Origin of the sequence: Brucella sp. IR073, from assembly GCF_049065735.1 — a bacterium.
Classification (GTDB): domain Bacteria; phylum Pseudomonadota; class Alphaproteobacteria; order Rhizobiales; family Rhizobiaceae; genus Paramesorhizobium.
Genome location: NZ_JBAKHD010000010.1, coordinates 1 through 13,416 on the forward strand (window position 1 = coordinate 1; position 13,416 = coordinate 13,416).

A 13,416-nucleotide genomic window follows, 5' to 3' on the forward strand; every position below is an offset into this window, starting at 1 on the left:
TACGCCCGCCCGGTACAAAGTCCCGTAGCCGCTCCCACTGATCATCCCGAAGTATCTCGCCTTCCACACCAGCCTCCAAAAGCCAGTGTTGAATCTGATTTGCCATTCCTTGGGAATCGTAAAATCATTAAATTGTCACTACGCCCTAGCTGCCGAATATTCATGGAGCCAAGCGCAAAACCATGCGCTGAAGGAATAGACTCGGTCATAATTCGACTTTGACATTCATGTCTGGCTGCGACAAGTCTTCAAAAATAAGAAAAGAAAAAGACGGGAACACTTTGATGAAATCCAACTCTATCCTTCAGTGCGGCAACATTTTCTCATGCTGGAAGCCGCTCCTGCTCTCCGTTGTCATGGCCGGTACGACCGTCACACCGACATGGGCGCAGAAGGTGCTCTATGTCGCGGGTTACGGCGGATCGAGTGAGGCTGTGATCAAGCAACAGATCCTCGCCCCGTTTGCCGAAAAGCATAATGTGAAAATTGAGTATGTGGCGGGCACATCCGCCAGCAATCTGGCGCGACTCCAGGCGCAACAGGGAAATCCGGAGATTGATCTGGCGATCCTCGATGACGAACCTATGCAGCAGGCCGTATCGCTCGGCTTGTGCCGTCCCATCGAGCCATTTCCAGCGCTGGACAAGCTTTATCCCATCGCCAAGGCCAATGGCAAAGGAAAATCGCTGGGTATCGGTATCGTCGCGACCGGCCTTGCCTATAATCGCGAGGAATTCGAGCGCAAGGGCTGGCCGGCGCCGACCTCCTGGACAGACTTGGCCAATCCCGCCTTTCAAGGCAAGGTGCTCATCCCGTCGATCACCAACAGTTACGGCCTTCATGCGCTGTTGGCGCTGTCAAAAGTGCTGAATGCCCCGGCGGGCGATATCGACCCGCCATTTAGCTATATGACCGACAAGGTGGCTCCGAACGTTTTCAGCTTCGAGACCTCCTCGGGAAAAATTTCCGAACTTTTCCAGACCGGCGAAGTGTTACTTGGTGTTTGGGGCAGCGGTCGCGCACAGGCGCTCGCCAAGACAGGTTTTCCCGTGGCCTTCGTTACTCCCAAGGAAGGAGCCGTTGCGCTTCAGACCGCTATTTGCCCCGTCGCCGGCATCGATGTTCCCGAACTTGCACAGCAGCTGCTTCAGGAGTTCTTTACACCGCAGGCACAGGCGATGCTGGCCAGGGATGCCGGGTGGGCCCGACGAACAGCACGGTCACGCTGGAGCCGGACGTCGCCAAAACCGTCGCGTACGGCCAAGAGGCGATTTCGAAACTCATCCCGGTCGATTGGAAATGGGTCAACTCCATGCGTGCGGAATGGACGAAGCGCTGGACCCGCGAAGTCGAGCGTTGAAGGCTGGTGCCCCATCCAATGTTCCGGTAAATTACGATGACTTTTCTGCAACTCGACGGACTGAGTAAAAACTACGGCGGTTTCGCCGCGGTCAACGCCGTGACATTCGATGTCGCGCGCGGTGAGTTTCTGTCCCTTCTCGGGCCGTCCGGTTGCGGGAAGACAACGACGCTGCAAATGGTCGCCGGCTTCGTTAATCCGCCGCACCCGGCGCGGTGTTCGCCGGTAGCGGTCCGTTGCTACTGCTGGTGGCGGCCCAATATGTCGACCTGGGCGTATCGGTCAGGGCCGTGATCGACACGACCCCACTGGCGCACTATTTGGACGCTTTGGCCCGCCCCAAGAGTCTCGTATCCGGCCATCGCCTCCTCGCGACCGGCCTCAAGATGCTTTGGCGCATTCGCCGTGCCGGCGTGCCGATTTACTTCGGAGCCAGCGATATCCGCGCGTTGGGAGGAGATTGCCTAGAGGCGATAGCGTTCCGGCATGCCGGACGGCGGCGGCATTTAGCCACGCAAAACCTCTTTTTACATCAAGGCGTTATACCCAATGCGCCGCTTGCCGCGGCAGCCGGATGCCGCCGGGTCTGGGATGATGATCAATGCTGCTGGCGAATCGAGACCGATGATGAGGGGCGGACATCCGAACGGACCATTTTGCTCGCCGGAGATGCGGCAAGAATTCGCGGCGCGGAATGCGCGCCGCTGAGTGGGCGGCTTGCCGCCCTCGCTGCGGCCCATGATATCGACCGGATTGATGATGAAACTTATCGACGGCAAGCCGCAGCCCTAAAAACACAGTTGAAGCAAAAAGCCGCCGCACGGCTTGTCATCGATACTCTCTACCGGCCATCCGATGCGGCGCGAATCCCGTCAGACCCCCAAACGGTGATTTGCCGTTGCGAGAGTGTGAAGGCTGGCGAAGCCCAGATGTTCGCCCGCGAAGGCGGCTTCGATATCAACCAATTCAAGAGCGAGCAGCGTTGCGGCATGGGACCCTGCCAAGGCCGCATGTGTGCCCCGACGCTTGGCGCAATCGTTGGTCATGGAAGGGACAGAGATACTGTCGCGCCGCTGCGAGCGCGCCCTCCGGTCTATCCTGTTCTGCTTACCGAACTTGCATCACTCGCAGAGAGGCCGGGAAGCGCCTGAATGGAAATCGGAAGCGACGTGCTCATTATCGGTGGCGGCATACAAGGAGCGGCGGCAGCCTTTTATCTCGCTCGCGAAGGCGTTTCGGTCCATGTGCTGGAAAAGGATTATGTGGGTCGCCACGCCTCTGGCGTGAATGCAGGAGGCGTGCGCACTCTTAACCGCCATTTCGCGGAATTGCCTTTATCGGTAGCGGCCAAGGCGATATGGCTCAACATCGAGGAGCTGCTTGGTGAGGATTGCGGATTCCTGCCAGTCGGCCAGATCCGTGTCGCCGAAACCGAACAGGATCTGGAGCACTTGCGAACCCGCGCCCAAGCAGTGTCGCAGCTCGGCTTGCCCTATGCTGAAGAGATCATCGACCGTCACGAGCTATATGAGCGATTGCCTGCTCTGGTATCCGGCTGCGTTGGCGCGGCGCTTGTCGCCAATGACGGCTACGCCAATCCCTACCGAACCACAGTGGCCTTCAAACTAGCAGCCGTGCGGGCCGGTGCCACTTTCCACGAAAAGATGGCCGCGGTCGCAATAACGCGCAAAGATGGCGGCTGGACCGTCACAACCGGGAACCGAAGCCGGTTCCGGGCACTGGTTCTGCTCAATTGCGCGGGCGCCTGGGGTGCGCGCATCGCAGAACAGCTTGGCGACAAAGTCCCCCTGGCGCCCAACGGATCTATGCTCATGGTGACCGCGCGCCTGCCTAAAATGGTCGCCCCTGTTGTCGGAGCTGTGAGACGCTCCCTGTCGTTCAAGCAATTTGCCAACGGCACGGTCTTGATCGGTGGAGGCCACCGCGCGCCGGTGGATATCGATCATAACGAGACCAAGGTGAGCCTTCCGGGTTTGGCCAAGGCCGCCAGGATTGCCATCGAGCTTTTCCCATTCATGGCAAAGGCAAAGATCGTGCGCTTTTGGTCTGGAATCGAAGGTTTCATGCCGGATGGTCTGCCGGTCATCGGACCGAGCCTGTCGTCACCCAATGCCTATCACGCCTTCGGGTTTTGTGCCCACGGATTCCAGCTCGGACCAGCTGTCGGGGCTGTGCTGGCCGAACTGGCAATTTATGGAACATCATGCACCGCCATTGATGCGTTCTCCATCGATCGCCTGACTCGTTCGGCTGCTAAAGTATAACCGGATCATTTCAAGCCGTCTTTCCGCCTATAGTCTATGGGCCAATGCGATGGCATCGGCGACTTCGTCGGTGCGGTCGGTGAGGGTACTTGTGGCGACGCGGATATGGTTGCTTGGCAAGATGGAAAATTTGCTGCCCGGCACCACGGCGATGTTTCTGGCGGCGAGCGTGACCATGGCGAAGGGCTCCGAAGCGACCGGAACCCACAGGCAGAGCCCGCTGCCCGGCAGGGTTTCGACTCCTCGCGTGCTGAGTGCCGTGGCAAGGCGATCCCGCCTCTCCTGATAGGCAATCCGGGCCTTCGCTATTATCTCACGTGTCGTGGCATCGCGCAGAAGCCAAGCCACCGCGCCCTGCAGGATCCTGCTGGTCCAACCGGCGCTGAACGCGCGATAGGACTGGATCTGCTCGACGATGGAGAGCGAACTCGACAGGACGGCGAGACGAAGATCCGGTCCGAGGGTCTTCGAATAGGAGAGGATGCGGATCGTGCGGTGGGGAAAACGCGACCCTAGCGATACGAGCGAGGCCCCGGAAATATCACCGATACCGTCATCTTCGATAATCAGCGTATCGCTTTCTGCAAGGACGTCGCCGAGTTGGTCGATGCGCTCGCGGCTGACAGTCTGGCCCGTAACGGAGTGAAGCCGGGGCTGGAAAAGGAAGGCGGCGGGACGCTCCTTCATCGCCAGGCGGAGCGAATCCGGCAGCGGCCCTTGCGCATCACACAGCACGGGAACGATTTTGACGCCCAGATCCTCGAGGATATCGAGGAGTCGCATTGCGGTCGGGTGTTCGACCGCGACGACCGAACCGGGCCGCACCAGGGCATGCACTGTCGTATAGACGGCATTATAGCCGCCATTGGTAACGAGGAAGGCTTCCGGCGCATAGGGCCAATGCGCCGACACGACGTCCCGAAGTTCCGGAACGATGCGGCTTCTCTCATAACTGTTCAGCCCAGCGATCGAGGTGCCGTATGCCATGGCTTCCGCCAGCGGCGGCAGCAAAGCCGTGTCTGGCACCGCCATTGAGAGATCCAGCACGCCCGCTGCGTAATTGCCCGCGCTGGCAAGCCGTTCCGGCTTGGCAATAAAGCGCTCCCCGCAGACCCATGTGCCGTTTCGGCCGCGTCCGGCAATGATCTTCTGTCGGCGCAGCTCGCTCCATGCCTCGGAAACCGTTGCGGGGCTGACGCCGAGTTCATAGGCGATGTCGCGAATGGCCGGCAGGCGCGTGCCGACAGGAAGAAGCCCCGCTCGCACCAGAGCACTGGTTTCTAACGCAATTCCACGCATCGTCCGGTCGCTGATTTTTTCCGCGAGCCACGTGGCCGCGATGCTCTCGTGCATTTTGTTTCGCCTTTAAATGTTCAATAACATAATAACATTTGTGATCTAGAATGTGGACATTTAATTTCGAGGTATCGACAAAATTGTGAGCCTCGAAATGCCCCTGAAACTTCGCCTTGCTCTTCGTGATTGGGACTACATGACCCCGCTGGTCCTGGGGGATGTCTCTTCCCCACGTCTCGGTATAGAGGTGGACCGCGTCGGCACGCTTGTTCCCAATATCGCCAAGGATGAGGCCCATGACGCGGCTGAGATGTCCTTCAGCCGCTACGCGCAGCTTCGTCATGATGGGGATCACAGCGTGGTCGGCATGCCGAATTTCATCATGCGCGGCTTCCGTCATCGCTGCATTATCACCTCAAAGGAAAGCCCGATCCGCCAGCTTTCGGACCTCGCCGGCAAGAAGATCGGTGTCACGGGATGGCGCGATTCCGGCAATACCTGGACCCGCGCGGCTTGCCGGCGGGAGGGCGTCGGTGTCGAGGATGCCATGTGGTATGCCGGGCGTCTCACCGAGGCGCATCCCATCACCGATCGGTTGGACGGGTTCGGCCGGACGGGCCGGATCGAAGCCGCGCCGGGCGAGCGGCCAATGGTCGATCTGCTGAAGGAAGGCGGTCTCGACGCCATCTTCACGCCGTTCATGCCGAAGGGCTTCTTCGACAAGGACTCGCCCTTCCGTCCGGTTCTCGATGATTATCGCGCGTCGGAAGTCGATTACTTCAACGCGGTCGGCTACGTGCCCGGCATGCATCTGATCGGCTTTAAGGCCGAAATTGTCCGGGACCATCCCTGGGTCCTGGACGAACTCAGCGCGCTGATCGATGAATCGCAGCGCATTTGGCTCGAAAAGCGCGAGAAATATGCCGACACGACCCCCTGGATGATCGATGAGCTGCGCCGCTGCGCCTCCGATTTGCCGCCAAACTGGAATATCAGCGGGCTTGAGGAAAACGAAAAGATGATCGCCGATTTCGCGACCGAACTCCACGAGCAGGGAATTCTTCCCCGCGTACTCACTCCCGTCGAGCTTTTTCCCGCGCACGCAAAAGGGACCAGCTGACCTCTTCGACAAATCCGACTAACCGCGACCGACCGAAACAGACAAAAAGGGGAATACCATGCATTCGAAATTGATCGCTTCAGCCGTTCTCGCCGGTTTCATGCTGACAAGCCCCACGCTTGCCCAGGATGCCGCAATCCCGAAGCAGACAGTCAACGAGGCGCTTCGTGCGCGCCTGCCGGAAAAGGTGCGCGCCGAGGGTAAGATGATCTCGGTCAACAACGGTTCCTTTCCTCCCTATGAGATCGTGACCGGGACCGAGATGGATGGCGCGAGCGAGGACCTCACGGAGGCGCTGGGCCAGCTTCTCGGCATCAAGATCGAACATGCGACCGTTGGCGGCCTTCCTGCGCTGCTGGCCGGCGTTAACTCCGGTCGATACCAATTCGCATTCGGACCGGTCGGCGACTTCAAGAGCCGCGAGGAGGCAAATGATTTCGTCGATTGGGTACAGGAATTTGTCGTTTTCGCCGTCCAGAAGGGCAATCCGAAGGGCATCGTCTCGCTCGACACTGCCTGCGGCAACCGCATTGCCGTCATGGCCGGTGGTTCGGCGGAGCGCGTCATCCAGGCCCAGTCGGAAAAGTGCAAGGCCGACGGCAAGCAGCCGGTCGAGGTGCAGTCCTATACGGACCAGCCGAGCTCGATCCTGGCGGTGCGCTCGAAGCGCGCGGATGCCTTCTTCTCATCGCAGGCGCCGCTCACTTACTTCGTTTCCCAGGCAGGCGGCCAGCTTGAACTGACCGGCGTCGGCGAGAAGAACGGCTTCGATGATCTCTACCAGGGCGCGGTTGTGCCCAAAGGCTCGGAATTGGGCCCGCTGCTGCGTGACGCGATCAAAGTGCTGATGGACAACGGCACCTATGCGGCGATCATGAAGAAGTGGGGTCTTGAGAACAACATGCTGAAGCAGCCCGGCATCAATCTGGGAGGCCAGTTGCCGAAATGAACGAATCCGCCCTCAGACAAGCGCCGCCGCCGGGCGGCGCTGATTTCCGGGACGTCGCCACCGCCCACACCCCATTTCGGACCGGCCGGCTCGTTCTTTGGATCGTCGTAGCGCTTGTCGTTGCCAATTTTGCCTGGATCGTCGCCAACAACCCGAATTTCGGCTGGCCGATCGTTATCAAATATTTCTTCGATCCCACTGTCATCAAAGGCCTCTATGTCAGTCTGGGCCTGACGGTGGTGGGCATGCTCCTCGGCATCGCGATCGGCCTCGTCATCGCCATCGCTCGGATGTCGAGCGACCGGCTGGCAAGCGCCTTCGCCTCGCTGTTCATTTGGTTCTTCCGCGGAACGCCGCTGCTCGTGCAGCTGATCTTCTGGTACAATATGTCGACGCTATTTCCGCAGCTGTCGATCTCCATTCCATTCGGCCCGACACTTACCAGTTGGGATACGAATGCCGTGATCACGCCGATGACGGCGGCCATTGTCGGCCTCGCGCTCAACGAAGCTGCCTATATGGCGGAAATCATCCGCGGCGGCCTCCTCTCCGTCGATCGCGGCCAGGCCGAGACAGCGGAAGCGTTCGGCATGACCCGAGCCCGCGCGCTCTGGCGGATCATCATTCCGCAGGCCATGCGCTCCATCGTGCCGCCTACCGGCAACCAACTGATCAGCATGATCAAGGCGACGTCGCTCGTCAGCGTCATCGCCATGGCGGACCTGCTTTACTCGGTGCAGTCGATCTATAACCGGACCTTCGAGATCATACCGATGCTTCTGGTCGCGGTGCTCTGGTATTTGCTCATCACGTCGGTCCTCAATATCGGCCAGAGCTATATCGAGGCCTATTACGGTCGCAGTGACCGCCGCAACGGCGCGGTCGCCAAGCCGACGGCAACCGAGGAGGCAAGCCATTGACCCCCATCGATAATGTCAGGCCTTTGGTTCAGGCCCGCAATGTCCATAAGTCCTTCGAGCAACTCGAGGTGCTGAAGGGTATAGATCTCGACGTGCGGCCAGGAGAGGTCGTGGTCATTCTCGGGCCTTCCGGTTCGGGCAAGTCTACTTTCCTGCGCTGTATCAATCACCTCGAAGCCATCCAGAAAGGCTATATAGAGGTGGATGGCGAGCAGATTGGCTATAAGCTGCGCAACAACCGGCTGGTGAAGCTTTCCTCCAACGGCATTGCGCGCCAGCGCCGCAAGATCGGCATGGTGTTCCAGCAGTTCAACCTCTATCCGCACATGACGGTGCTGCAGAATATCATCGAGGCGCCCGTCGGCGTTCATGGCGAAAGCCGCAAGGATGCCATTGAAAATGCCATACGGCTCTTGGAAAAGGTGGGGCTTGCCGAAAAGGCCGAAAGCTATCCGCGCCAGCTCTCAGGAGGCCAGCAGCAGCGCGTTGCCATCGCCCGGGCCCTGGCGATCAAGCCCAAGCTGATGCTATTCGACGAGCCGACGTCGGCGCTCGACCCTGAACTCGTCGGCGAAGTGCTGTCCACCATGCGCGACCTTGCTGCCCAAGGACTGACGATGATCGTCGTCACCCACGAGATCGGCTTTGCGCGCGAAGCTGCCGACCGGGTAGTCTTCATGGATGGCGGCCATATTGTGGAGATGGGCAAGCCGGAAGATGTAATCGGCAACCCGCGGCATCCGCGCACGCAAGCCTTCCTATCCCGCTTTCTGTAATTTCCGGATGGATTTCATGCTCAACGACAATCAATACGCCCGCGTTTCGGATTTCGAGCCGATGGAGGCGGAACTGAGAGCGACGCGCCAATATCTACATGCGCATCCTGAACTTTCGCTGGAAGAGGCGGAAACGGCCCGCTTCGTCGCGGAGAAACTGGAAGGCTGGGGCTATGAGGTAACGCGCAATGTCGGCGGTCATGGCGTGGTCGCTCGGCTGACGAACGGCACGGGCAGGAAGAGCATCGGTATCCGCGCCGACATGGACGCTCTTCCGATCATGGAGGAAACCGGGCTTCCCTATGCCAGCACGGTGTCCGGAAAAATGCATGCCTGCGGTCATGACGGCCATACGACCGTGTTGCTGGGCGCTGCGGAATATCTAGCCAGAACGCGGCGCTTCGACGGCACCGTGACGCTGATCTTCCAGCCGGCGGAAGAAAACGGCCACCCAAGTGGCGCGCAAAATATGATCGCGGACGGCCTGTTCGAACGCTTCCCCATCGACGCTATCTTCGGCCTGCATAACCATCCGGGCGCTCCGGAAGGCACGATCCTCACGCGTTCCGGGCCGATGATGGCCTCGTCCGATACGGTCAATATCACCATCAAGGGGAGGGGAGGTCACGCCTCGCGCCCGCATTTGACCATCGACCCGGTCGTGGTCGCTTGCAATCTCGTCGTCTCGCTGCAGACGATCGTGTCGCGCAATGTCGACCCTACTCAGACCGCCGTCGTTACGGTCGGCACGATCCAGGCGGGTGAAGCGGTCAATGTTATTCCCGAATATGCGAAGCTGGCGCTTAGCGTACGCTGTTTCGAGCCCAAAATCCGCGACCTGCTCGAGGCGCGTATCACCAAGCTCGCCCGCTCCATTGCCGAAGGCCACGATGCCACCATCGAGATCGCCTATGAACGCGGTTATCCGGTCGTGGTGAACTCAGAAGCCGAGACGGCCTTTGCCCGCATGGTCGCCGAAGAACTGGTCGGCGCCGACAAGGTATCGACCTGTCATTTGATCCCCGGCAGCGAGGACTTCGCCTATTTCCTGGAACATAAGCCGGGCAGTTTCCTGCGCCTCGGCAATGGCATGAATTCAGCAATCCTGCACAGCCCGAAATATGATTTCGCCGATGGCAGTCTGACAGTCGGGGCAGCGATGTGGGCACGGCTCGCGGAGCGTTTCCTGCAGGCTGAGGTCTGAACAGCGGCGAGGGCGCCAAGTCACGCCGCATGGAAGGGGAGCTGACAACGTGGCGAAGGAGCGGTGCCGCGCGGGAAGATCGGGGCTTTGTTGGACACATAGCGTATCGCTGAAACGGATGAGCAACAAGCAATAAGCGCACCATATGGTTGCCAGACGGCAAGTCACATATGAGCTGCCCGATTCAGTACCGGTCGAGGATATCGGGCTCGCCGACCTCCCGCCCGACTGGCGTCGATATGAGACGTGGAGCCAGAAACGGGGCGATACATGGCACGAGGGCGTTCAACTCTATTGCTGCGCGTCCCTTCTGCAATCGTGCCCGTCGCCAATTCGCCGGATTTGAACGTCCTGATAAATCACACGCATCCGGCCGCCGCCGATATCCGGATTGTCAGCCAGCAGGCATTTTCGCTTGATCTGCGATTGTTTTGAGCGAAGCCTCCTTCGCTCACTGCAGGATTTCTCCTCCTTCCGCCAGCCTTTTGCGTTGCACGAACGCCTTCACGACAAAGTTGGACTGGATTTTCGCCACGCCTTCCACGGCGGTAATACTGTCCAACAGCGTCTGGTAGTGAGGCAGATCCTCCACCATGGCATGGATGAGATAATCCGAGCTTCCGCTGATCTGATAGGCTCCCACCACTTCCGGCATCAAGCATATGCTCGCCTCGAAATCCGCAAGCATGTTGCGGACTTGTCGCTCGAGCGTGACAGTTATGAAAACGCCGATCGCGCCGTTGAGCCGCGCCTGATCGACGGCGGCGAAATATCCCTTGATGATGCCCATCGCCTCCAGCCGGCGTACGCGCCGGATCGTCGGGGACAGCGACAGCCCGATTTTCGCGGCCAGATCACGCCAGCTCATGCGGCCGTCGGAGGCGAGCTCGCTTAGGATTCTCTGGTCGAATTTATCGAGATCTGAGGCGTGCGACATTGGAGTAATTTGAACCTCCATTTTGGTGCAAACAGATTATATTTTGACTGCTTTGTTAGTGCAAACAAACGGTGTGGCAGGCCCGAACTTTGCTAGAGTAATGGCGCTTATCGGCAGGAGGAGGAGCTTGCGATGGGTGAAGCCGCGGACCCGGTCGTTATTGTCGGCATGGCACGCACGCCGATGGGCGCGTTTCAGGGCAGCCTCAGGGACGTCACCGCACCGGAGCTCGGATCCGTGGCCATCCGGGCGGCCATCGAGCGTGCCGCTGTTCCTTCCGAAGACATCGATGAAACGGTCATGGGCTGTGTGCTGCCCGCGGGGCTGGGACAGGCACCGGCGCGGCAGGCCGCTCTTGGGGCGGGTATCCCCCATTCCTGTGGCGCGGTGACGGTGAACAAGGTCTGCGGCTCCGGCATGAAAGCCCTGATGCTGGGCCATGATGAGATTGCCGCCGGGACGATAGACGTTGTCGTCGCGGGCGGCATGGAAAGCATGAGCAATGCGCCATACCTTCTCAAACGCGCGCGGTCCGGCTACCGGATGGGCCATGGGGCGCTCATCGACCACATGTTCCTCGATGGGCTCGAGGACGCCTATGACACCGGACGATTGATGGGAAGTTTCGCCGAGGAATGCGCGGAGGCTTACCAGTTCACCCGCGAGGCCCAGGATTCCTATGCGGTCACGTCGCTCAATCGCGCCCGAAAGGCGGTCGATGGCGGCACGTTCGATACGGAAATAGTGGCGGTATCCGCGGCCAAGGGCAGGGCAGAGGTTAACCGCGACGAGCAGCCGGAAAAGGCGAGCCCGGAGCGGATTCCGTCCCTTCGTCCCGCCTTTCGGGAGAATGGAACCGTTACCGCCGCAAGTTCCGCGTCTATTTCGGATGGCGCGGCGGCGCTCGTCCTCATGCGGCGCTCGGCGGCGGAGCGACGGGGCCTTACGCCGCTCGCCGTCCTTGTCGCGCATGCCACGCATTCCCAGTCGCCCAACCTCTTTGCCACCGCGCCCATCGGCGCTCTACGAAAGCTATCGGAGCGAGCCGGCTGGCGGCTTGCGGATGTGGATCTGTTCGAAGTCAACGAAGCCTTCGCCGTGGTCCCGATGGCGGTCATGCGTGATCTGGATATCCCCCATGACAAGATGAACATTCATGGCGGTGCCTGTGCGCTGGGTCATCCCATCGGCGCGTCCGGAGCGCGGATCGTCGTTACGCTGCTGGCGGCGCTGGAACGCTACGATCTCAAGCGCGGGATGGCCGCCGTCTGCCTCGGCGGCGGTGAGGCGACCGCGATGGCGGTCGAGCGAATCTGAGAGGGCTGGAGGATGGATACTATGAGCGCAAATGTTCCCTTGAGCCTCCATGTCCCCGAGCCGGCGGTTCGTCCCGGCGCGGCGCCGGATTTTTCCAGCTTAAGTGCCGGAGGCCGGTTCCGTTCGCCGCCCTCCCGTGGATGCGCGGGCTGACGATATCAGGGACCTCGCTTATCCCATCATCCGGGTTCTCGATGACGAGGGAAAGGCCGTTGGCCCATGGAGCGGCGGGTTGACGGACGAGCAACTCCTCCAGGGATTGCGGCATATGATGGTGCTGCGTGCCTTCGATGCCCGCATGCTGCTTGCCCAAAGGCAGGGAAAGACCTCCTTCTACCTGCCGCATCTTGGCGAGGAAGCGATAGCCTGCGCGGTGCGTGAGGCCCTCAGCGACGGGGACATGAATTTTCCCACCTATCGTCAGGCGGGGCTGCTGATCGCCTCGGGCTATCCGCTCATCGACATGATGTGCCAGATTTTCTCGAACAAGGGCGATCCGCTGCGCGGACGGCAATTGCCAATCCTTTATTCCTCCAAAGCGCATGGCTTTTTCACGCTATCCGGCAATTTGGCGACGCAATTCGTCGAGGCCGTGGGCTGGGCGATGGCGTCTGCGATCAAGGGCGACCATAAAATCGCCGTCGGCTGGATCGGCGACGGCGCGACGGCGGAATCGGATTTTCATTCCGCGATGGTCTTCGCCTCCACCTTCCATGCGCCCGTCATGCTCAACATCGTCAACAACCAATGGGCCATATCGACTTTCGAGGGCATCGCGCGGGGCGACGCGGCCACTTTCGCCGCGCGCGGGCTTGGCTTCGGCATTCCGGCCCTGCGGGTGGATGGCAATGACTATCTCGCCGTCCATGCGGTCGCGTCCTGGGCGGCGGAACGGGCAAGGCGGAATCTCGGCCCGACGCTCATCGAATATGTCACCTACCGGGCCGGGCCGCATTCGACCTCCGACGATCCCTCAGCCTATCGGCCGAAGAACGAGTTCGAGGCATGGCCTTTGGGCGATCCGATAAAGCGTCTGAAAGACCATCTCATCGCCAAGGGCGTCTGGTCCGAGGAGCGGCACATCCAGGCGGAGAGCGAAATCGTCAGCGAAATCATCGAGGCGCAGAAAAAGGCGGAGAGTCTGGGAACGCTCCACTCCGGCGAGCGGCCCTCGATCGGCGACATGTTCGAAGGCGTTTACGCGGATATGCCGCCGCATCTCCAGCGGCAAAGACAGGAGGCGGGCGACTGA

The 13,416-nt window shown here is 60.2% G+C and carries 11 protein-coding genes and 2 pseudogenes; 11 read left to right on the forward strand and 2 right to left on the reverse strand.

Annotation, left to right across the window (positions count from 1 at the left end):
• Nucleotides 1–284 precede the first annotated feature (284 nt).
• From ACOWVG_RS17300 to ACOWVG_RS17315, 4 genes and pseudogenes are all read left to right on the forward strand, one after another.
• Entirely contained in the window at nucleotides 285–1,400 is a 1,116-nt protein-coding gene (locus ACOWVG_RS17300; RefSeq protein WP_420963581.1) for an ABC transporter substrate-binding protein, read from the forward strand.
• Nucleotides 1,397–1,561, forward strand: a pseudogene (locus ACOWVG_RS17305) (ATP-binding cassette domain-containing protein); the annotation flags it as partial. The gene ACOWVG_RS17300 and the pseudogene ACOWVG_RS17305, both read left to right, overlap by 4 nt.
• 35 nt (nucleotides 1,562–1,596) lie before the next feature.
• Nucleotides 1,597–2,511 (forward strand): hypothetical protein, encoded by a 915-nt coding sequence (locus tag ACOWVG_RS17310; RefSeq protein WP_420963662.1) that lies wholly within the window; start codon nucleotides 1,597–1,599, stop codon nucleotides 2,509–2,511.
• Nucleotides 2,512–3,645, forward strand: a complete 1,134-nt coding sequence (locus tag ACOWVG_RS17315; protein WP_420963582.1) for an NAD(P)/FAD-dependent oxidoreductase — start codon at nucleotides 2,512–2,514, stop codon at nucleotides 3,643–3,645.
• 27 nt (nucleotides 3,646–3,672) lie between these two features.
• Here ACOWVG_RS17315 and ACOWVG_RS17320 read toward each other — a convergent pair whose 3' ends face one another.
• Complete coding sequence (locus ACOWVG_RS17320; RefSeq protein WP_420963583.1) at nucleotides 3,673–4,998, reverse strand: PLP-dependent aminotransferase family protein; 1,326 nt, start codon at nucleotides 4,996–4,998, stop codon at nucleotides 3,673–3,675.
• 97 nt (nucleotides 4,999–5,095) lie between these two features.
• Here ACOWVG_RS17320 and ACOWVG_RS17325 point away from each other — a divergent pair, with 97 nt between their 5' ends.
• The 5 genes from ACOWVG_RS17325 to ACOWVG_RS17345 are packed head-to-tail and all read left to right on the forward strand — an operon-like array spanning nucleotide 5,096 to nucleotide 9,910.
• Nucleotides 5,096–6,061: a nitrate ABC transporter substrate-binding protein gene (locus tag ACOWVG_RS17325; protein WP_420963584.1), complete on the forward strand. Its 966-nt coding sequence runs from the start codon at nucleotides 5,096–5,098 to the stop codon at nucleotides 6,059–6,061.
• Nucleotides 6,062–6,119: 58 nt separating this feature from the next.
• A complete protein-coding gene (locus tag ACOWVG_RS17330; RefSeq protein ID WP_420963585.1) occupies nucleotides 6,120–7,010 on the forward strand; it encodes an ABC transporter substrate-binding protein in 891 nt (296 codons plus the stop codon).
• Nucleotides 7,007–7,930 carry an amino acid ABC transporter permease gene (locus tag ACOWVG_RS17335; protein WP_420963586.1) on the forward strand — a complete coding sequence of 308 codons (924 nt, stop codon included), beginning with the start codon at nucleotides 7,007–7,009 and terminating at the stop codon, nucleotides 7,928–7,930. The genes ACOWVG_RS17330 and ACOWVG_RS17335 overlap by 4 nt, the downstream gene beginning before the upstream one ends.
• Nucleotides 7,927–8,706 (forward strand): amino acid ABC transporter ATP-binding protein, encoded by a 780-nt coding sequence (locus ACOWVG_RS17340; RefSeq protein ID WP_420963587.1) that lies wholly within the window; start codon nucleotides 7,927–7,929, stop codon nucleotides 8,704–8,706. The genes ACOWVG_RS17335 and ACOWVG_RS17340 overlap by 4 nt, the downstream gene beginning before the upstream one ends.
• Before the next feature lie 16 nt (nucleotides 8,707–8,722).
• Nucleotides 8,723–9,910 carry a M20 aminoacylase family protein gene (locus ACOWVG_RS17345; RefSeq protein WP_420963588.1) on the forward strand — a complete coding sequence of 396 codons (1,188 nt, stop codon included), beginning with the start codon at nucleotides 8,723–8,725 and terminating at the stop codon, nucleotides 9,908–9,910.
• A 451-nt stretch (nucleotides 9,911–10,361) separates the two neighbouring features.
• On the opposite strand, the gene ACOWVG_RS17350 is transcribed toward ACOWVG_RS17345, so the two are convergent.
• Nucleotides 10,362–10,847, reverse strand: a complete 486-nt coding sequence (locus ACOWVG_RS17350; RefSeq protein WP_420963589.1) for an Lrp/AsnC family transcriptional regulator — start codon at nucleotides 10,845–10,847, stop codon at nucleotides 10,362–10,364.
• A gap of 132 nt (nucleotides 10,848–10,979) precedes the next feature.
• On the opposite strand from ACOWVG_RS17350, the gene ACOWVG_RS17355 reads away from it, so the two are divergent.
• The gene (locus ACOWVG_RS17355; RefSeq protein WP_420963590.1) at nucleotides 10,980–12,164 is read left to right on the forward strand and encodes an acetyl-CoA C-acyltransferase; all 1,185 of its coding nucleotides are present in this window, start codon (nucleotides 10,980–10,982) and stop codon (nucleotides 12,162–12,164) included.
• 21 nt (nucleotides 12,165–12,185) lie between these two features.
• Nucleotides 12,186–13,416 (forward strand): annotated as a pseudogene (locus ACOWVG_RS17360) (3-methyl-2-oxobutanoate dehydrogenase (2-methylpropanoyl-transferring) subunit alpha).